We start from the raw sequence: 20,380 nt of genomic DNA, 5'->3' as shown, positions 1-20,380 counted from the left end.
GGGATGCCATCGACGACAATATTTTCCTACATCTAATCATAAATCGTCTATTTGGACGATATATTTGACATTACTTAAATAAATTCAAGCAATAAAAGAAATACATCTCCGACAAAACCTGGTCGGATCACTCATGTTGCTCGTGCTGAAGTGGTGCTCTATTGATTCTGCTTAGTTCATCCTCTCAATGATGGTGACGTTTGCCTGCCCTCCGCCCTCGCACATGGTCTGCAGGGCGAACTTGCCGTTGCGTCGTTCCAACTCGAACAACATCGAAGTCATGATGCGCGCCCCGGTGGCACCGAGCGGATGACCGAGCGCGATCGCGCCGCCATTGACGTTCATCTTTTCGTGCGGCACTTCGAGCTCGCGCATCCAGGCCATGGGGATGGAAGCGAAAGCCTCGTTGCATTCGAACAGGTCGAAGTCGTCGATCCGCATACCCGTCTTGGCCAGCGCATGCCGGGTGGCCGGGATAGGGGCGGTCAGCATCCAGACAGGATCGGCAGCGCGGACCGAGATGTGGTGGATTCGTGCGCGCGGTTTGAGCCGGTGGTCCTTCACGGCCTGTTCGGACGCAATCAGTATGGCAGCGGCAGCGTCGGTGTTCTGGCTGGCGACACCAGCATGGACCCGGCCGCCGGCGCGCAGTGGAGCCAGGGCAGCCATCTTAGCGAGGCTGGTATCACCGCGTGGCGCCTCGTCGACGGAAAAGCTGCCGATGGGAACGATTTCGGATTGGAAGAGTCCCCGATCGATGGCATCGATGGCGCGCCTGTGGCTTTCAAGCGCAAATCGTTCCATGTCTTCGCGGCTGCAGCTCCACCTCTGAGCGATCATGTCGGCGGCCCTGAACTGGCTGACTTCCTGCTGACCGTAGCGTGCCTGCCAGCCCGGCGAGCTGCTGAACGGGTCGTCGAAACCGAACTGCGTGCCGACCGACATGGCCGCCCCCATCGGAATGAGGTTGAGGTTCTGCACGCCGCCGGCAACGACAAGATCCTGGGTTCCGCTCATGACGGCCTGGGCGGCGAAGTGGATTGCCTGCTGCGACGATCCGCATTGCCTGTCGATTGTCACCCCCGGCACATGTTCGGGGAGGCCGGCCACCAGAGCGCAGGTTCGAGCAATGTCGCCGGCCTGCGGACCGATGGTTTCCGTACAGCCGAAGATGACGTCGTCGATGCCTGCCGGATCTATGTCGCTGCGCTTGACCAGTTCCCTGATCGGATGGGCGCCAAGATCGGCTGAGTGAATGCTGGCGAGAGCACCCTTCTTGCGCCCAACGGGCGTGCGCACGGCATCGATGATGTAGGCTTCAGGCATCGGAAAAGGCTCAGCGATTTCAACTGTCCCGGAGGCTAGCGCGAGAACCTATCCTCCACTATTCCTATAATGGTCATATGACTTCAACGGTTTCTGAATAACGAGGACAAATGGATCTCAGGCTTCTCGAGTGCTTCTTGCGTGTCGCCGAATTCGGCAGCATGAACCGTGCGGCTGCCGATCTGAACCTGTCCCAACCCTCGCTTTCCCGAAAGATTGCCCTTCTCGAGGGCGAAATCGGAGCCTCGCTGTTCCGCCGGGACACGACAGGAACCAAGCTGACCGAGGCCGGCTTGCTGCTCGCCGGACGTGCGCCGCAGCTTTTGCGCGAGGCCGTCCTGATCAAGGAGGAGATCGCCCAGGAAAGCTCGACGTCCGTGTCGCTGGCGTTGCCCTCTTCGCTGAACCGCCTGCTGGCCATCCCCTTTCTGGAGAAGGTCGTCCGCGAACATCCGCATTACACGTTGCGTGTCAGCGAAATCGTCTCCAACGCACTCGAGGTGTGGATGCAGCGGCGGACCCTCGACGTTGCCATCACTGCGCTGCAGCCGCGAACGCAGCGTTTCAGCCTGACGCCGCTTGTTCGCGAGCCGATGATGCTTCTCGGAACCGAAAGCGCGGAACTGGGCGTCGAAGGGATGGTGTCGGCCGACTTCGTGGTGCAGCACAAGCTGGTGCTGCCTGAGTCCGGCAATCCGATACGGCGATATCTCGAGCAGAAGCTCGGAACCGGAAATCTCTCGATCAACACTGTTGTCGAAGTCGAGTCGGTTGCCATGTGCTACGAGCTTGCGCGCGCCGGCGTCGGCTACACCATGCTGCCCTATTCGTCCATTTACGAACACAAGCGCGACGACAAGGTTTCGATGGCGGTGATCCAGGGCTTCGATGTCACCTGGGCACTCGCGGTCAACCGATATCGCGTGCATTCCGCCGCCGTCAGCCAGGTGGCCGAGGACCTGCTTGTTTTTGCCCGGGGGCGCGCGGCCGATCCCGCCTGGAAGTTCGCAACGGCGATCTGAGGACGCCCACCGAAACAGCTGCCGGGCAGTCGTGACGAAGCAAATATTCATGCGCTTCGGAACAAGGCGGAGCTGCGAAAGCACGTCAGAACATTAGTCCGAACAGACGATGCAGAGCATTTGAACGCGGCCACCCTTTATTGGGCGAGGACCTATCATCTACAAAATGGGAGAGAGAAATGTTGCGTCGTGGCGCACTTCTGACATTTTTTGCATCGTCTCTTGCATCACAGACAATGGCAGCAGATTGGCGAATTCTTGCACAGTTCAACGATGCGCCCGAAGGGCTCGTCGGCGACACCAACGGCAATTTCTATGTCAGCCTGTTTCATTCCGCGCTGGTCATGAAGGTCGCAACCGACGGCACCTCGACCAAGATCGCCGATCTGAGGACGGTGATCGGAGATGCCAAAGGAAGCACCGTCGGCATCGACTGGGACGGCAAAGATCACCTCTACGTCGCCTTTTCCGAATACTCCAAACGCTTTCCGTGGCCTGCCAAGGCCGATTTGGCGGTCGAGGGGTGCGGCGATGCAACGGTCACCAAGTCCGGCCTGTACCAGGTCACGATCTCGACGGGCAAGGTCGAGCCGGTGGTGACACGGGCCGACGGATATCCGTTCTGCTTCCCCGACGACCCGGTCATAGCATCGGACGGCAAGATCTACTTGTCAGATCTCAGCCTCCAGGCCATCTGGAAAATAGACCCCGAGCAGAAATCAGCTGAGTTGTGGTCGAAGGACCCACTGTTCAGTCCGGGAGACCGCTCTCTCAGCGGCTATCCGGTGGGCGTCAATGGCATAGCGCTGGCGCCGGACGGCAAGTCGCTCTACGGCGTGACAGGCGGCATCCCGCTGCTGGTCAAGGTGCCGATCCAGGATGACGGCAGTGCCGGAAAGGCTGAAATGCTCGCCTTCGGCTACGACAACATGGATGGCCTGGAGGTCGACAAGGACGGCAATTTCTACCTGACTGAGACCACGCGCAGCGAAGTCTGGAAGGTCAGTGCCGACGCCAAGAAGCGGCAGCAGCTGGGCAACCCGCTCCAGGCGCCTCTCGGGGCACCCGCAAGCATCGCCTTCGGCAATGGCGACATCTGCGTGACCAACCTGAATTTCTTCAAGCATCTGCCTGAAAGCCAGGCAAACTCCATAGCCTGCACGAAGCTGGATAAGCCGCTCTGGTAGTCAGAGCATGACAAGCGCACTCCAGCGGGGCTGGCGCCCCCTGGCTGCGCGGGCATCGCAATTGCACCTGCAGCCGTTCCGTTGATCCGCCAGGCAGCATCGACGGGCTGGACGCAGCCTTGACTAACTTGGGCCAAGCCCGTTCGCCTCGGCCCCCGCCTGCCGACAGCGCGGTGCGAGTTCGCCTCGTATGCGTTGTCGGCTCTTTTCGCAGTGTTGATGGATACAACGGCGGTATCGCTGGTCGGAATGGGGTTGGCCTTGATCAACAGCGCCACTGCGCGGCCACCATGGGGCCGACTGCGGTATGCCCTACGATGAACGCCCGGCAGAGCAGCCTCCTTGCAGCGGCTGGCGCACACATCCAACTCTTCCTCATTTGCCGAATCTGCGCGCCCCGAAGACGCAGCAGATGACAGCGACGGTGACGACCAACATCACGGGGGTCACGGGCTCGCGGAGCAATGTGGCGGCAAGCACGAGGCCAAAGAATGGCTGCAGGAGCTGAAGTTGTCCGACCGAGGCGATGCCGCCAAGCGCAAGGCCGCGATACCAGAAGACGAAGCCGATGAGCATGCTGAACAGGGAAACGTAGGCCAGGCTTGTCCATGCCGGAATCGTCACGTTCTCAAATGTGGCAGGCCAATAGATCGCCGTGAGCATCAGCATCACCGGAAGGGATATCACCAGCGCCCAGCAGATGACCTGCCATCCACCGAGCTTGCGCGAGAGCGTCGCCCCTTCGGCGTAACCGAGCCCGCAAGCGATGATCGCGGCCAGCATGAGCGCGTCGCCGACAGGCGAGGCAGACAGCCCCTGGCTAATCGCAAACCCGGCGACCAATGCGCTTCCGAGAACCGAGAAGAGCCAGAAGATCGGCTTGGGTCGCTCATTGCCGCGGATCACGGCGAAGATCGCAGTGCAGAGCGGAAGGAGGCCGATGAACACGATCGAGTGGGCCGACGTGACATGCTGAAGGGCAAAAGCCGTCAAAAGCGGAAAACCAACCACCACGCCGAGGGCAACGACCACCAGGGAAACAAGATCGCGACGTTCCGGGCGGCGCTCCCTGAAGGCGGCTAGTAAGACAACTCCGAGAATGCCGGCAATTGCCGCACGAGCAACCGTCAGAAAAACCGGATCAAGAGACTGCACGGCAACGCGCGTGGCGGGCAGTGACCCGCTGAAGATGATCACACCTATCAATCCGTACAACCAACCGCTTGTCGACCGTTCCATGGCACCCCCTTTGTCCATGGACCTATGCAGGCAGCCGCTTGCAACCGCCAGATACGGTAAGGTACAGTTTGACATTACTGTTATGGCCACAAAGGCAATACAGATGGACACAACCCGTATCGAAATGGTGATGGAGCAGATCAGGCGTCGAATCGCCGGACGCAGCCTCTTGCCAGGCAGCAAGCTTCCGTCCGTACGGGCACACGCCAAGACGTCAGGCGTCTCGGTTTCGACAGTCGTAGAAGCCTATGACCGCCTCGTTGCCGAGGGGGTGGTGCTATCCCGTCCTGGTTCCGGTTTCTACGTGGCGACACAGACCGCCCCACTGTTGCTGTCCGAGGTTGGTCCGAAGCTCGACCGAGCTATCGATCCGTTCTGGGTGTCCCGCCAATCGCTGGAAGCCACCGACAATACCGAGAAGCCGGGCTGCGGGTGGCTGCCCCCTGACTGGCTTCCCGAGGCTGGCCTCCGGCGCGGTCTACGCGCACTTTCCAGGGCTTCGGGGATTGCCCTGGCCGAATATGGATCGCCATTGGGCTTGCCACCCCTTCGGCAATTGATCACCCGGCGAATGGCAGAGAAGGGCATTGAGGCGCCACCGGACCAGGTCATCCTGACCGAAAGCGGCACCCAGGCCATCGACCTTCTCTGTCGCTATCTCATCGACCCTGGCGATACCGTGCTTCTCGACGATCCCTGCTACTTCAACTTCCAGGCGCTGTTGAGAGCGCACCGGGTTCAGGTCGTCAGCGTTCCCTACACCCCAAATGGGCCCGATATCGAGGTGTTCGCGTCCGTGCTCGCAGAGCATCGGCCACGCCTCTACATCACGAACTCGGCGGTCCATAATCCGACGGGAGCGACGCTTTCTCCTGTTATCGCCCATCGTGTCCTGATGCTGGCCGAACAGCATGGTCTGACAATCGTCGAGGACGACATATTCGCCGACTTTGAGCACGTGCCCGGACCGCGGCTCGCCGCGTTCGACGGCTTGAACCGAGTCATCCACATCGGCAGCTTCTCGAAAACCCTCTCTGCTTCAGCCCGATGCGGGTTCATTGCCGCGAAAAAGGATTGGATAGACGGGATCGTCGACCTGAAAATTGCGACAACATTCGGCGGCGGGCGTCTCAACGCGGAGCTCGTCCTCAGCGTGCTCAGTGACGGTGGCCATCGTAAGTATCTCGAGGGACTGCGGATGCGCCTTGCTCGAGCACGCCACGAAGTCGGAGCGAAGTTGCGGGAGATAGGCATCGTGCCCTTGCTGGAACCGCAGGCGGGGATGTTTCTCTGGTGTAGAGTTCCTGGTCCTCGATCGTCGGCACAAGTGGCAAGGGCAGCACTTGTCGATGGTGTCGTCCTGGCGCCCGGGAACGCTTTCAGCCCTGCCCAGACGGCAGGAGACCTGATGAGGTTCAACGTCTCACAAATCGGCAACAGCAGGGTTTTCGAGACGATACAGCGGTCGCTATCCCAATCTTGTTCGGGGGATCGCTAGATCACGCAAGTCTCTTTCGTACTTATGTTGCTCCGCACCCCGGCTGCGATTGCTGGATGCTTGCAGGACAAGAGGACTTCGCATCGGAATGATCAGATTGGGCCGGGAGGGGACTGGAAGCTTCCATTCGAAGACCAAGCGTTAGCTGTCGTTTGAGGGCTCTGTTTGACCAACGGGAGTGCGGGTGCAAGCGCGGGAAGAAGCGATAATTGCGCCTTCTGGCGCCACGCACGCCCTCCGGCCCACTCGGCTCAGGCCAGGAGCAGTTCAGCGCTTCTGTCGGCATTGCCTGCTTTGGCGGCAACGCGGCGAGCAAGAGTGTCACCGGCAACAAGGAACTGCCCTTGCTCGACGTGGCCAGCAACAGGACGTTCCTGATCACCGACTAACGAAAACGCTCCAAGCTCTTCGGGCTCAGGCTCCTCGGCAACGCTACCTCTCGCGCTGAAGCGAAAGTAGCGCCACACGATGCGCGGATAAGACTGTGGGATGCTAGCCATCAACGGCGCACATCCCTTTCAGCCATAGACTCGGCCCCGCTCGACAGCGCGATCAGCGTGGTCAGACAGGGCTGCGCCGCACGCTGCGAGATCAGGTCGGTGCAGCGTCCGCCCCGTCACCTCTCCATCGACACGACGACGAAGGCCATAAGTGCGGCGAGCCAATGCGCGAGGCCGAAGAGGCAGGGATGGAGGGGTGTCGGCATGGGCATAAGTCGGCACCACCATGGTTACGCGATAAGCAGAAGGGAACGGCGCGTCTGTCAACGAAAAGGGTTACCTTATCAAGCGATGGCGCGATGCCCTGCTTGGCGCTAATACCAGTCGGTCCGGTTGCGGCGAGTTGGGGCGCAATGCTGGCACATCAGGTAGCCGGCAGGGGCTAACTTGACCGTCGATCACCGGCGTGGGGGTCAACACGAGGCTCGCGGTCGGTCGCCCGATCGCATTTGAAGACCTCCTACCCTTGTTGGATGCGCATCCCAATTCTCCCTTCAAACGCCGCAGAATTGCGCCATCGTGCGGCTATGTCGATGAGTTGGCCGCGATGACAAGCGCATCGACAGCCACAGCCCGGTCCGGCAGCACGATAACCGGATTCAGGTCAAGCTCGGCTATCGCGGAACCGGCGGCCAGCCCCAGTTGCGCCAGCTTGAAAACCAGATCGACAAGGGCTTCCTTGTCCGAGGGTTCCGCGCCGCGGGCGCCATCGAGCAAAGGGGAGAGCCTCAGGCTGGCGATCATGTCGCTGATATCGTCCTTGTCGACAGGCAACGGTCGCGTAGCCGCATCCTTCAGGATTTCGGCATAGATGCCCCCGGCGCCGACGGTGATGGTTGGGCCAAGATCGCGATCCTGCGTCAGTCCGACGATCATCTCGACGCCGGTGCCGATCAGTTCCTGCATCAGCACACCCTCGATCCGAGCCGCCGGAAAATGGGTCTTCGCCTTTGCCACCAGGCTCTCGTAAGTGCTTGCGGCAGTCACAGCGTCACCGATGTCGAGCAGCACCAAACCCGCATCTGACTTATGGGCGATGTCGGGCGAAGCCAGCTTCATGACGACGCGCCCTCCCCAGGCCGCGAACGCTTCTGCTGCCTCGGAGGACGAGGTAACCAGGCGCTCGCCAGCACGGCAGATGCCTGAGCCGTCGAGCAATGCGGCCACCTGTCCGCTGTCGAGAATTCCATCCTGCTTCAGCGCGCCTTGCTGGCTGGCCGACAATGCTGCTGCATCCCAGGAGCGGCTGCGGAACGCCGCCTTTGCGGCCTCGTAGTCAGCGTGCGCGCGCATGGCGCGGAAGCATTTGCGGAATGAGCGGAAGATCGGCACGCCTGACTTGACCAGGTCGCGATAGCCGGGACTGTCGGTCAGCACCGACCCCCACACCGCGACCACAGGCTTGGGCGAACGTGGTGCGAAAGCCAGCACGTCGGCGGCAAAGCTGTCGGACAGCAGGCCAAGGGCCGCCGTCAGCCCGACCACGATGACATCGACGTTTGCGTCGGCGGCAATGGCTTCAAGCACCTCGATACGCTGCTGCTGCGGGGCAGCGATGACAAAGCCGCCGCCATTGTCGATCGGATTGGAGACGGTGACGTAGTTGGGCAGGTAGGCGTAGAGCTTTTCGATCGTCGCCTGCGACAGATCGGGAAAGCTCACGCCATAGCTGTCGGCCAGCTCGGCCATCAGCGTCGTCGAGCCTCCCGAAACCGAGTAGAGCGCACAGTTCGGGCCGGTGCCCGCCGGCAGCTTGGCGAGCAGGTTGGCCGTCTCGAGCAACTCGTCGAGATCGCGGACTCGGATCACCCCATACTGCCGGAACAAGCCGTTGATGACCGCATCCGCTCCAGCGAGGTGGCCTGTATGCGACGCGGCCATGCGCGCACCACGCTCGGTCGATCCCATCTTGAGCATGACCACTGGCTTCTTCATTGCATTGGCAGCCTCAAGCGCCAGCCTGAGCTTAGCGATCGACTTGAAGCCTTCGACATAGGCTGCGATGACGGACGTCTGCGGATCATGGGCAAAGTAGTTGATGAAGTCGGCAACCTCGAGATCGACCTCGTTGCCCACCGTCACCCAACGCCGGAAGGCAGCACCCATGGCGATGCCTTCGACGATGGGCCGGCCGTTGAAGCCGCTCTGGGTGACCAACCCGACGAGGCCGCCGCGATGATGCTCCGGCACGGGAAACTGCTCGAATGTGTTGTCGTTGGTGTTCGGCCCGATGACACGCACGCCATGTTCACGTGCGACCTCGGCGACCTTGGCCTCGAGCGCGGCACCCTCGGCACCCACTTCTGAAAAACCGGAGCTGAAGACGATGACATCGCGCACGCCGCGACGACCGCAATCGGCGATTACCTGCGGAACGATCGCCGGCGCCACCTTGACCACGGCGAGGTCGATATGATCAGGCACCTCCGCCATCGACGTGAAGACAGGCACACCACCGGCCTCACCGCCGCGCGGATTGACGTAGCAAAACCGCACGTCATCGCCGAAGCGGCGAAACCAGCTATGCGCTTGCGGCGACGCGTCGACACGGCCGACATAGGCAATGCCGCTCTTCTTGCGAAACATGCGCTGGAGATCGACCAGGCTGCGGTCGAGTTCTTCGCGGGCGTGCTGGATTGCCTTTGGGATGGTCTGCATGATGTCGGGTCTTTCGGTTTGTCGGATTTCCGGGCGATTGGCCTAGGCCAAATGGCCGAATTCAGCTTCTCGGCAAGGTGCCAAACTGGCGGCGAAACGCTCTGTGCCGGCACGCCGGCGCAAGGAGAGGAGAGCGCCATGGGAACCGCGGCCAACACGGCGAGACGGGCGGAGTTGGGATTCGAGGAGCCCAACGAATTGCTGCGGGGCGTCACCAATGACCGCTCTGGCGGCGTGGTGAAATCCAGCCTGCGCGTGCTGTCCGTGCTCGAATACTTCCAGGCCAATCCGCGGCCGGCGCGTACGACCGAGATCAGCCGTGCGCTTGCCATTCCCAATTCCAGCGCCGACGACATTCTGAAGACGCTGGTGCGCACCGGCTACCTCGCCTTCGACCCGCGTCAGAAGGTTTACCTGCCTTCCTACCGGATCGTCACTCTGGCCCGGCGCATCGAAGGTTCCTTCTTCGGCGGCACGGCAGTCTCCGACCTGATGGACGAAGTGCATCGCCACACCGGCCTGACGGTATGGCTGTGCATGCAGAACGATCGCTGGGTCCAGTGCTCGGCGATCATCGCCGGCTCTGACTTTCACGCCGGCGTCCATGTCGAAGGCTTCACCGACTACGACTGGTCGACAGCGGCCGGCATGGCGCTTTTGTCTGGCAAGCCGCAGGAGGTGGTGGTGGAGATTGCCAAGCGCATGTTTCGCACCGAACCGCCGGCAAGGCGCGTGGCCAGTGTGGCCACGTTGCTCGACAAGGTCAGATCGGTTCGCAAACAAGGCTATGCCACCTCCCGCGGCTTCTCGGCGGAAGGGGCTACCGCAGTGGCTGCACCCTTCCAGTCGAAGTTCATGCGTGTTCCGGTCGCCGTCGGGCTCGTCAGTGCCGATCCCGAGGAAAGTCCCGCCACGGCGGCCTTGGGATCCGCCCTCCGGCAGATAGCTTCCCGGCATCAACGCCTTGCGGAATTGCACCGGGCCAATGACGACCTGCCTATTTCGCCGGAATGGGAATTCCCGCGGCAGCAATGAAGCCTTGGTCGACGACACGGTCTTCCGGCATCAATTCGGTGTAGGACAGCACCTCGGGAATGAGCGCGTAGGTCTTCTGCAGGCGCGCGGCGAGATCGGCCGGCATGTACAGATTGGGATCGAAGGTCAGCGATACGCCCTTCTTCAGCGTCTCCTCGGGCAGTTGCAGTTCCTCGAGCATGATCTTCATGACCGCGGGATTGGCGTGGTAGTCGCCCTGCAGGTAGGTGCGCGTCGTGCGCACCAGTGCCCGCATCACCGCCTCGCCCACGTCGCGCCGCTCCTTGAGCAGGCGCGGACCGAAGCTCCACGAGCCTGCTGACATCTCAGGCCCCTGGACGAAGGCCAAAGACACTTTGGATTCGTCGGCCTTCTGCCAGATGGAATCGATCAGGTAGCCAAAATTGACGGCACCGTTTTCCAGGGCCACGAGAATGTCGGCAGAAGCCATGGTCTGGAATTTCACGTCCTTGAGCGACAGGCCGACCTTTTCCAGCTCTGTCTGCAGGAAGTAGGAGGCCGTCGAGCCGAGGCCGATGGCGCTGGCAACCGTCTGATCCTTGAACAGGTCGACGGTGAATTTGCGGCCGTTGAGAAAGGCATTATTGGCCCAGATGCCCTGTTTCGAGCCGGGCGACTGGACGAAGAGCGGCGCCACGACACGAATGTCTGCGCCACTGGCAATGGCGTTGAAGATGGCCGCACTCGGCTGGCCGCCGAGCACGTCTGCGCGCCCCGTGGACAGGAGCACGATGCCGTCGCTCGACTTGGCGAAGGTGTATTCGATGTCGATGTTCTCCTTGTCGAACTCCCCCATCCGGTCGGCAAGCAGCATCGGTATGTAGGCCTCGACCTTGGCGGTCATGGCGACGATCACCTTCTCACGCTGCGGTAGTGGCTTCGGCGCGTCGGAGCCTTCGGCACGGGCGCCGAAGCTTGCCCCGATCACGGCGGCGGCGAGTGCCAGTTTCTTCCATAGAGATTTCATTGCTTCCTCCCTGTTGCTTCTTTTCGCCGCCGGTCCTCCACCGGTCGGCAACCTCCTGGAGCGTCGTGCGTCCGAACGGACGCAAGAGGACGCCCTGATCCATTGCCCCTGCACCTCGTGCTCTCCGGAAAGCGTTCCGGATTCGGACCGATGCGCTTGTCAGCCCGCGTCGTAGACCAGCTTCCAGCTCGACCCGGCGAGTTGCCTTATGCGCGGACCACCAAACTGGAATGCCGGGTCATCAGGCGGCTCGGCGAATGAGATGACCGCGGTATCCGGAGCCGGCGGCAGTGCTGCCCAGATCCGTCTGCCCGCCGTGTCTATGTCGACGCGATTTGGAATGTTGCGCTTGAGGCTCGCCACGCGCGGATAGAGTTCGGGATCGACTTCGGCTGCCGCGCGCAGGGCCGGCGTATCGACGCCGCCCGGCCGTACCGCCACCACCCATGGCCCGGTTCCGCCGCGGCTTTCGCGTTCGCGTGCGACGACTTCGACCCAGTGTTCGACCGCAACCTTGGACGCACAGTAGGTGGCCAGCCCTTCGAGCGCTGCCACTGCGGCTCCGGAAGAGAGCATCACCAGCCCTGCCTCATAGCCGGGACGACAAGCGTCGAGAAACGCTTCAGCAAGCACGAAGGGTGCAGCGAGATTGGCAAGAACGCCCTTCTCGTATGTCTCAGAGGAGACCTTGCCGACCACGCCGATCGCTTCGGAATAGTATGCGTTGTGAATGAATATGGCGCGCTTGCCGCGAAAGGCAGCCAGCTCCCGGATGAAATGCCCACGGACGCGATCCCATGACGCGGGGTCGGTCAGGTCGAAGGTGACGCTCTCATAGTCGGGGTGCTTCCGACGCGACAGATTGATGACGCGGGCATTCTTGAACGGAACGTTGCGAGCAAGCCCGAGGCCCACACCCTGCGTCGCGCCGCTGATCCAGACAATGGTATCGTGCATCAATGCCCCCCTCTCAGTTGCGCAACACGACCGCACAGGTCGGGCCCAGATCGCTCGAGCTCACGAAGCAGCAGTCGGCTTGCTCGACCTGACCGGTGGAGGTGCCGCGCATCTGCTTCACGCCTTCGGTGATCATGTTGAAACCATGCAGATAGACCTCGGAGAGGCTGCCGCCGCCGGTGTTTACCGGCAGGCGTCCACCGAGCGCGACGCCCCCATCCTCGGTGAAGGCAGCGCCTTCACCTCGCCCACAGAAGCCGTAGCCTTCGAGGGTGAAGAACACCTCCGGCGTGAAGGCGTCGTAGAACTGCGCCACCTTGATGTCGGCAGCGCGGAAGTCGCTCTGGCGCCACAGGGACTTCGCGCAGGTCGCAGCCTGCGAGCGCATCGGATCGGCCGTGAAGTAGTTGGCAAGGATGGCGCTGCCGCCATCGAACCCCTGGGCTGCGGCGTGGACGTAGACGGGCCTGTTGCGGCAATCCCTGGCGCGATCCACTGCTGTGACGACGAAGGCGATCGCGCCGTCCGTCTCGAGGCAGCAATCGAATAGGCAAAGCGGCTCGCTGATCCAGCGCGCTGCGAAATAGTCTTCGCGGCTCATCGGCTTGGCATGCATGAAGGCCTTGGGATTGCGGTTGGCATGGCTTCGGAACGCCAATGCGACATTGGCGAGATGATCGCGGGTGGCGCCGAATTCGTGCATATAGCGGGTGTACATCACGCCGACCTCGTCGACAGGCCGGATGATGCCCCAGGGTCTCAGCCAGGTGTCACGGCTGCCCTGAATGCGCTGCTCCAGTTGCGCCCAGACACGGCTTGCACGGCCGCTCCGCTTGCGCGAGCGCCAGCCGACGACCACCTTGGCCTGGCCGGTGGCAATCGCCATGGCCGCATGGCCGACGGTACCGCAGCCGCCATGTCCGCCGGCGGGCATCTGCGAATAATAGGTCACCTCCTTCATGCCGAGATCACGCGCGATGTCGTGCTGGAAGACGTTCTCCATATTGAGCGAGCAGAGGCCGTCGACCTCCGACGGCGAGATGCCGGCGTCGTCGAGCGCCGCCTTGATCGCCATGCAGGCAAGCTGCTCCTCGCTTTGCACCATGGCCTTGCCAAAGGCGGTCTCGCCAATACCGACAATCGCAGTCCGGTCCTTGAGGGAGATCATATCGCTCATGGCTTCAGGCTCTCGGAAACGCGCGGCATCCAGCGCGGCAGGGTGATGTCGTCGGAGACGGCAGCAAAGGTGACGTCGACTGGCATGCCGATGCGGATTGCCGAAACTGGTACGCTGTTGATGGCAGCGTTGGGTGCCGCAACCAGGCTGCCGACCATGCGGATATGCGGATGGTCTTCGAATTCGACGACGATCATTGGATACGGCACCACATCCTGGAAACCAGGCAGCGTCGGACCATGCGCAACACCGTACGACCAGACAGAACCTCGACCGGACGTTTCGGCCCATTCCGTCTCGGCATGGGCGCAGGCGGCGCAGAACGGATGTGGTGGAAATTGACAATGGCCGCAGGCCTTGCAGCGCTGGACGACGAGGCGACTCTCGCGTGCCGCGTCCCAGAAGCCCGCCGTGTCGGGATCGTCAGCATAGGGCAAAGGGATGGCTGTCATGGTCTTGTCTCTGTCGGATTGCGGGGAAACGGCAATTCAATCGCCTCAAGCACCGGATCGCCTGAAAGCGCGACCTGGACGTCGACCTGTCGGGCGCAACCGGGACAATAGAAATGGCGGATGCGGAAGCGTTCGCTGCCGGGATAGCGGTCGGTGATGGCTGATCGCTCGCCGGCGACGGCTTCATGGACGGCAAGGGATGCGTAGATGTCCTCGCCAGCGTCGCAGATACCATGGCCGCAGACGGCGCATACGACCTGCTCGCCACCGGAGACTGCGACGGCCCGGAAATGGCTGGACAGGCGACGTCCGCTGACCGGACCTTCAATCGTGCGCGGATCGCGACCGCCGAGCCGAACCTTGAGCCGTGCTTTTCGCGCGGCCTCTGACGCGTCACGGTCGATCTCTACCTGGTCGCCGTCGAGACGCAGGACCACGCCAAAGTCGCGCAAGGCATTGCCCACACTGACGAGACCATCGAGCACATCCATGGCAACCGCAGCCGGATCGCGTTCGAGCGGATCGCCAAAGCCGCCGCCCCCTTGCGAGGACGTGACCAATATCTGATCCGGATAGAGCCTGGTTGCAGCATCGGGCAGCCGAAAATCAGTGGCATCAGCAAGCTCCGCCCAGCCGCTTGAAACGGCCACCGGCACGTCACAACTCATGATGGCGAAGCCGCTGGGCAAACCGGGTTCACCGCCTGCTGCGCCCATTGTCGCCGGATGCTGCAAGCCTTGCGCCATGGACAAGAGTGCGATCGATCGGTCGGTCTGGTGCGGGCGATAGGCATGCATTGCGCCGACGCCACCGCGTCGCATGCCGGGACCGCCGGAATCGGCCAACTCGCGGCGCGTCAGATAGAGCACGGGATAGTATGCTTCGTTGGTTTCGAGGTTCGACGGCGTCGCGCCCGGCGACGTCGCCGTACCCGACGTGTCGCTCCCGTCGGCACGGACGGTGGCGCCGCCGCCGCCGCTCAGCTCATCCAGAAACAGCGTGGTGAACGGGGTGCCGTCGCGCCGGTGTCCCGAAATCGACATGCCGCCGGCGCCCGAGGACTGCGACGAGGCCATGGCCATGTGCGCATGCGCCGCCGATCCGTCGAGCAGGCGCGCGAGGCAACCGCTGACGCAGTTGCGGATCGCTTGTGCCGAGGTGCCTGTGCTCATCGCGACGCCGGCCGGCCACTCGGCATCAACGATCGAAGCCTTTCGAGTATGTATGTCGATGGTGCGCCATATGGCGCCGGGCATCCAGGGCAGGCCCTGGCAGATGTGGACGAGCACCGCCGCCATGGTGAAGTTGGCCAGCGTCGGATAGGTGGAGTTGACCGCGCCAGGAGCCTGGTCGTCGCTGGCGGTGAAGTCGAAGCTGAGCTTGTCGCCTGCCTTGGCCATGGCGAGGCGGACGGCGTAGACTTGGTTCGGCAAATAGTCGGCGCCGCTACGCTGCTCATGCTGAATGAACGAGTTCTCGCGCCAAATGCCATCTGGCAGCTCAATGAGGCGGCGCCGGAAGGCTGCCTCCGTCGAAGCAAGCAGCCTGTCCATCGCGTGCACGAGACCATCGGTGCCATAGGCGGCGCAGAGTTCCAGCACCTGACGTTCGGATGCGCGGTTCGCCGCGATCTGGCCGAGCAAATCGAGCGCGTTGAGCTCGGGTGTTCGGGTGCGGGCAAGGTAGTCGCGCTCGATGTCGCGGCGGACGCTGCCTGCCTCGACGATCTTGACCGGCGGGATCGGGATCGCTTCGTCGAAGATCGAGCGGGCTGCATAGTTGAAGCCGCCACTGACCGGGCCGCCGACATCCGGTTCGTGCACCGTCGACCCCGCCCAGGCAATCAGCCTGTCGCCGTGAAAGATCGGTGCCACCAGCGTCACATCGGGCTGATGCAGCGTCCCGAGATAGGGATCGTTGGTAAGAAACTGGTCACCGCGACCAATACCCGGGTTTTCGCCATAGCGATCGAGGATGTCGCGAACGATAAGGTTGAGCGATGTCGACTGCACCAGAATGAACTTGCTGCACGAGATCACGGTGCCGTCGGCCGTCATGATCGCGGTGTTGAAATCACTCGCCTCGGAGGCGATCTGCGAACCCGAGACACGGACCAGCGTCTCGCCTGCATCCGCGTTGATGGCTTCAAGTCGGTGGCGGATGATTTCGAGCTCGATCGGACCGATTGTCATGCGAATTCCCCGATGCTGGGCGAAGGCGAGCGCTTGTGCACCGCAGGCACGGTCATGGTTAGGTTGCCGTCCACGTCGGTCGTCACCGTCTGGCCGGGATAGATGACTGCCGTTGTCTGGTCGGATTCGATGAAGGCAGGTCCCGATATCACGACACCCACGCCAAGCTCGGCCCACAGGAAGACCGGCGTCTCCTGCTCACGCCCCCCGAACCAGGCCCGCCGTTGCCGGCTGGGCCGGAGCGCGCCGCGCATCCCCGTCGGGGCGCTGTCGGGCATGACGATCGGCATACGCGCTTCAACGACGACGGCCGCAAGTTCGATCGTGCTTTTTGCATGGGCCGAACCCCGACCAACGATCTGCTCGTAGCGGGACCGGAACGCGGCCTCGGCAGCGGCAATCTCGGCTCTACCAAGCCGTGACGACGGCACTTCGATGTCGATCCGGTGCAGCTGGCGAGAAAATTTCAGACCGATCTTGCGCCGTATCTCAACGGCACCTGCCAGGCTCGCCTCCGCCAGCCCCTCGAATTCGCCTCGGGCGCGCTGCTCAAGCCGACCGAAGGCGTCGATCTCGCCATCACGGAAGTCCTGCAGCGGCCGGGCGGGCAGCTCGATTTCATAGGAGGTCCGCATGTCGCTGGAGGCTGCCCCCCAGGCGGAGAACTCCGGCGCCAGCCGCGGTATGACGATTGCCTTCACACCGATCTCGGCGGCATAGCGCCCGACATGCTGAGGTGCTGCCCCGCCATAGGCATAAAGCACGAAGTTGCGAGGATCATGGCCGCGTTGCACGCTGGCGCGGCGGACGAGATCGGCCATCTGTGCATTGGCGACGCGCAAGATCCCCTCGGCCGCCTCTTCGATTTCAAGGCCGAGCTTGCCGGCAAGCGGCGCAAGCGCCGACCGCGCAGCGTCGCGATCCAGGATGAGCGCGCCGCCGAGGTGATCGAGATGGCCCAGAACGACAGCGGCATCCGTCACTGTAGGCTGCGTGCCGCCGCGGCCGTAGCAGGCCGGGCCGGGCATCGAACCGGCGCTTTGCGGTCCGACCCGCAACACGCCGAGTTCGGGATCGGCATAGGCAATGCTGCCTCCACCCGTTCCGATAGAGGCCAGGTCTATGACGGGAACGGCCAGGCTATGCCGGTCGATGCGTGGTCGGGAAGCGGTCGGCAGGGCACCACCGACGACGAGGCCGACATCGAAGCTCGTGCCGCCGACGTCGGTGGCAAGCACGTCGGCATGCCCAAGCCGCGCGCCGATCTGGCGGGCGGCCATGATGCCGCCGACGGGTCCGGATTGAAGCAGATGTATCGGGGCGTCGTGCAGCGAACTCGCGCGACGCGCGCCGCCGCCCATGGTCACGATCAGGAACAGGCCCGAAAATCCCTCATCGCGCAACGCCTCGTCGAGCGAGGTCAGGTAGTCGCCGACAAGAGGTGCGACATAGGCATTCATGGCAACGGTCGCGGTGCGCTCATATTCGCCGATACGTGGCGCGAGCTCGCTCGACAACGTCACATGCAGGCCAGGTGCCTCCTCGGCAACGAGTTCGGCGAGACGGCGCTCGTGACTGCCATTGACCGGCGACCACATCAGCGCGATGCCGATCGCCTCGGCACCGCGCGCGACCAGTTGGCGGATCGACTGCCGGGCCTGCTCTTCATCCAGCGGCACGATGATGTTGCCATCGACGTCGATGCGTTCGCGTACACCGATGATGCGGCGGCGGGGAACGAGCAGATCCGGCTTGCGCCATTTGAGCGCATTGATGCTGTCCTCGTCGGGCAGGCCGTGCACCTTGTTGGAACGCGCCATCGGCAGTGTCGCCTCAAAGCCTGAGGTCACAAGCAGGCCAACCTTGGCGCCGGCGTTGGTGAGCAGGGCATTGAGGCCGACGGTGGTGCCGTGCGACAGGATGTCGGTCACCTCGAGGATTTCGCGCAGGCTCTTGCCAAGCGAGCGGGAGGCGACAGCAAGCGAGGCGATCACACCTTCCATCAGGCGGCCGTGCGTCGTCAGTGCCTTGCCGACCCCGATCCTGCCGTCGCCGGTAAGAATGACCGTATCGGTAAAGGTGCCGCCAGTGTCGATGCCGACGATCTGCATATGCAAACTCGCAAATCACTCTTCAGGACGCAGTCCACCGTCCGTCGAACGCATGGCGCTCGCCGTTGGTGGCCTGCCGTGAACGCCGGAAATCCGGCACGGAATTGAAACAATCCTGCGGGGAACGAAAGCCGCCGCCGCTCTCCAAGGCGGCAACGATTTCCGCCACTTGAGACACGTCGATTAGGCGTCGAACGGAACAAGCTGTCAAACGCAACCGGCACTTTTCCGGCTATCCGGAAAATCTGCGGAAGCGATTGTTTTGATTTCGCCTATCGGCCTAGCCTCCCGTCCGCGGATGCCCTTGGCGCTCGCTGGATTGCACTTCCTCACGGAGCGACAGATGAACTCATTGCGCAGAACCGACATATCAGCTGCCATGCCATTGGTCGCCGAGGCCCCTGCCAAGATAGAAGTGCGAGGGGTGCGCAAGCGTTATGACGCCAACGGCAATGTCGAAGCGCTTGCCGGTGTCGATCTCAAGGTGAGGAGTGGCGAATTCGTCTGCCTCGTCGGTCCGTCGGGTTGCGGCAAGTCGACGGTACTCAGGATGATTGCCGGCCTGCACAGGCCGAGCGAGGGCGAGGTCCTCGTCCATGCCAGTGGCACGCGCGCGGTTCCCACCGCCATGGTGTTCCAGAGTTACAATGTGTTTCCGTGGAAGACGATCCAGGCCAATGTCCGCTTCGGTCTGGAGATGACAGGCATGTCTGGCGCCGAGGCCGACAGGCGCGCGACGGCCTGGCTCGGCAAGATGGGCCTCGCCGACTTCGCCAATGCATATCCGCCGGCTCTTTCCGGCGGCATGTTGCAACGTGTCGCCATCGCTCGCGCCATGGCGGTCGAGCCTGAAATCCTTCTGATGGATGAACCTTTCGCCGCGCTCGACGCCCAGCACCGTCGCATCCTGCAGGACGAGTTGCTGACGCTCTGGCAAGAAGACAGACGCTCAGTCGTCTTCGTCACCCACAGCCTTGAAGAAGCGTTGCTGCTCGGCGACCGGGTCGTGGTGATGTCGGCGCGGCCAGGTCGCATCATCGCCGAATTCGAGGTGCCTTTCGCCCGACCACGCGCGCCGGAAATCCGCGGAGAGCCCATGTTCGCCAAGCTCGAGCAGGAAATCTGGAACCTGTTGCGAGAGCAGGTCGGCAAGCACGCTGCCTGAAACAGACATCGACGCGGAGGAGGCGACGAGCATGGAAAAGACCATCGCTATCAGACCGGGCGAAGCCGAGCGCGACCCACGTGGTTATGCGCTGCGGGCGCGAAGGCAGGAAAAGGTGCTGGCGATGGCGACGCCCGTCGTGTTCTTCATCCTGTGGGAGATCTGCGCCCGCGCCGGCCTTCTCGATTCACGCTTTTTTCCCGCCCCGAGCGCGATCTTCCTGTCAGCGGTCGAAATGCTGCGCACAGGAATGCTGCAGCAGGATGTGATCGCGAGTGCTCTGCGTGTGCTCGCCGGCTTCGCCATCGGCGTCACATCAGGCCTTGGCGCCGCCCTGTTGCTCGGCCTGTCGCGCCTGACACGCGCCGCGCTGGAGCCGTTCCTTACCGCGCTCTACACGGTGCCAAAGCTCGCCCTGCTGCCGTTGCTGCTGTTGATCTTCGGACTTGGCGAACTGCCGAGCGTGCTGCTTGTCGGCATGACCGTGTTCTTCCTGGTCTGGATCCAGTGCATGGAGGCAGTGCTTGCCATCCCCGAGAACTATCACGAGGCCGCCCGCTCCTTCGGCGCCAAGGGCTGGAATATGTTCAGGCACGTCACCTGGCCGGCACTTTTGCCACAGCTGTTCATTTCCATGCGCATCGCCATCGGCACGGCGGTGCTGGTCATCGTCGGCGTCGAGTTCGTCCAGGCAAGCCAGGGCATAGGCTATCGCATCTGGCATTCGTGGTCGCTGTTTCAGGCCAACCGGATGTATGTCGGTATCTGCACCGTAGCCCTCATGGGTTTCCTGTTCAGCTCGCTGGTCCGCTGGCTCGGACGGTTGATGCTGCCCTGGACGGCGTCCTCGACCAAAGGATCCCGCTAGATCCA

General features: G+C 62.6%; 16 protein-coding genes. 7 read left to right on the top strand and 9 right to left on the bottom strand.

Annotated features, from left to right (window positions below):
* Window positions 1–171: 171 nt before the first annotated feature.
* Window positions 172–1,326: an acetyl-CoA C-acetyltransferase gene (locus HNQ95_RS07030; RefSeq protein WP_182573742.1), complete on the bottom strand. Its 1,155-nt coding sequence runs from the start codon at window positions 1,324–1,326 to the stop codon at window positions 172–174.
* A gap of 110 nt (window positions 1,327–1,436) precedes the next feature.
* Here HNQ95_RS07030 and HNQ95_RS07025 point away from each other — a divergent pair, with 110 nt between their 5' ends.
* Window positions 1,437–2,348 (top strand): LysR family transcriptional regulator, encoded by a 912-nt coding sequence (locus tag HNQ95_RS07025; protein ID WP_154387257.1) that lies wholly within the window; start codon window positions 1,437–1,439, stop codon window positions 2,346–2,348.
* Window positions 2,349–2,584: 236 nt separating this feature from the next.
* Window positions 2,585–3,535 (top strand): SMP-30/gluconolactonase/LRE family protein, encoded by a 951-nt coding sequence (locus tag HNQ95_RS07020; RefSeq protein ID WP_182573741.1) that lies wholly within the window; start codon window positions 2,585–2,587, stop codon window positions 3,533–3,535.
* A gap of 375 nt (window positions 3,536–3,910) precedes the next feature.
* On the opposite strand, the gene HNQ95_RS07015 is transcribed toward HNQ95_RS07020, so the two are convergent.
* A complete protein-coding gene (locus tag HNQ95_RS07015; RefSeq protein WP_067966072.1) occupies window positions 3,911–4,774 on the bottom strand; it encodes a DMT family transporter in 864 nt (287 codons plus the stop codon).
* A gap of 82 nt (window positions 4,775–4,856) precedes the next feature.
* Between HNQ95_RS07015 and HNQ95_RS07010 the strand changes: the two genes are divergently transcribed.
* Together HNQ95_RS07010 and HNQ95_RS07005 are read left to right on the top strand one after the other, a co-directional pair.
* Window positions 4,857–6,272, top strand: a complete 1,416-nt coding sequence (locus HNQ95_RS07010; RefSeq protein WP_067966070.1) for an aminotransferase-like domain-containing protein — start codon at window positions 4,857–4,859, stop codon at window positions 6,270–6,272.
* A 209-nt stretch (window positions 6,273–6,481) separates the two neighbouring features.
* Entirely contained in the window at window positions 6,482–6,661 is a 180-nt protein-coding gene (locus tag HNQ95_RS07005; RefSeq protein ID WP_067957040.1) for a hypothetical protein, read from the top strand.
* A gap of 636 nt (window positions 6,662–7,297) precedes the next feature.
* Here HNQ95_RS07005 and HNQ95_RS07000 read toward each other — a convergent pair.
* On the bottom strand, window positions 7,298–9,430 hold the full coding sequence (locus HNQ95_RS07000; protein WP_182573740.1) for an acetate--CoA ligase family protein: 2,133 nt from the start codon (window positions 9,428–9,430) through the stop codon (window positions 7,298–7,300).
* Between the two features lie 51 nt (window positions 9,431–9,481).
* Between HNQ95_RS07000 and HNQ95_RS06995 the strand changes: the two genes are divergently transcribed.
* Window positions 9,482–10,465 (top strand): IclR family transcriptional regulator, encoded by a 984-nt coding sequence (locus HNQ95_RS06995; protein ID WP_182585774.1) that lies wholly within the window; start codon window positions 9,482–9,484, stop codon window positions 10,463–10,465.
* Here HNQ95_RS06995 and HNQ95_RS06990 read toward each other — a convergent pair.
* The 6 genes from HNQ95_RS06990 to HNQ95_RS06965 form a co-directional block, all read right to left on the bottom strand.
* Entirely contained in the window at window positions 10,428–11,453 is a 1,026-nt protein-coding gene (locus tag HNQ95_RS06990) for an ABC transporter substrate-binding protein (protein ID WP_182573738.1), read from the bottom strand. The two genes, HNQ95_RS06995 and HNQ95_RS06990, sit on opposite strands and share 38 nt — an antisense overlap.
* Window positions 11,454–11,612: 159 nt before the next feature.
* The gene (locus HNQ95_RS06985) at window positions 11,613–12,410 is read right to left on the bottom strand and encodes an SDR family NAD(P)-dependent oxidoreductase (RefSeq protein WP_083948464.1); all 798 of its coding nucleotides are present in this window, start codon (window positions 12,408–12,410) and stop codon (window positions 11,613–11,615) included.
* Window positions 12,411–12,423: 13 nt separating this feature from the next.
* Window positions 12,424–13,587 (bottom strand): thiolase C-terminal domain-containing protein, encoded by a 1,164-nt coding sequence (locus HNQ95_RS06980; RefSeq protein WP_208993684.1) that lies wholly within the window; start codon window positions 13,585–13,587, stop codon window positions 12,424–12,426.
* A complete protein-coding gene (locus HNQ95_RS06975) occupies window positions 13,584–14,039 on the bottom strand; it encodes a Zn-ribbon domain-containing OB-fold protein (RefSeq protein ID WP_182573737.1) in 456 nt (151 codons plus the stop codon). Before HNQ95_RS06975 ends, HNQ95_RS06980 begins: the two co-directional genes overlap by 4 nt.
* Entirely contained in the window at window positions 14,036–16,231 is a 2,196-nt protein-coding gene (locus HNQ95_RS06970) for a hydantoinase B/oxoprolinase family protein (RefSeq protein WP_067957026.1), read from the bottom strand. Before HNQ95_RS06970 ends, HNQ95_RS06975 begins: the two co-directional genes overlap by 4 nt.
* Entirely contained in the window at window positions 16,228–18,342 is a 2,115-nt protein-coding gene (locus HNQ95_RS06965; RefSeq protein ID WP_067957023.1) for a hydantoinase/oxoprolinase family protein, read from the bottom strand. The genes HNQ95_RS06970 and HNQ95_RS06965 overlap by 4 nt, the downstream gene beginning before the upstream one ends.
* A 343-nt stretch (window positions 18,343–18,685) precedes the next feature.
* On the opposite strand from HNQ95_RS06965, the gene HNQ95_RS06960 reads away from it, so the two are divergent.
* Together HNQ95_RS06960 and HNQ95_RS06955 are read left to right on the top strand one after the other, a co-directional pair.
* Complete coding sequence (locus HNQ95_RS06960; protein WP_083948462.1) at window positions 18,686–19,507, top strand: ABC transporter ATP-binding protein; 822 nt, start codon at window positions 18,686–18,688, stop codon at window positions 19,505–19,507.
* A 31-nt stretch (window positions 19,508–19,538) separates the two neighbouring features.
* Entirely contained in the window at window positions 19,539–20,375 is an 837-nt protein-coding gene (locus HNQ95_RS06955; protein ID WP_067957017.1) for an ABC transporter permease, read from the top strand.
* The last annotated feature ends 5 nt before the right edge of the window (window positions 20,376–20,380 follow it).

The sequence above is a fragment of the Aminobacter ciceronei genome, assembly GCF_014138625.1.
Taxonomy (GTDB): domain Bacteria; phylum Pseudomonadota; class Alphaproteobacteria; order Rhizobiales; family Rhizobiaceae; genus Aminobacter; species Aminobacter ciceronei.
Note: the sequence above shows the minus strand (reverse complement) of the source record. Positions and strands in the feature narration are given on the sequence as shown.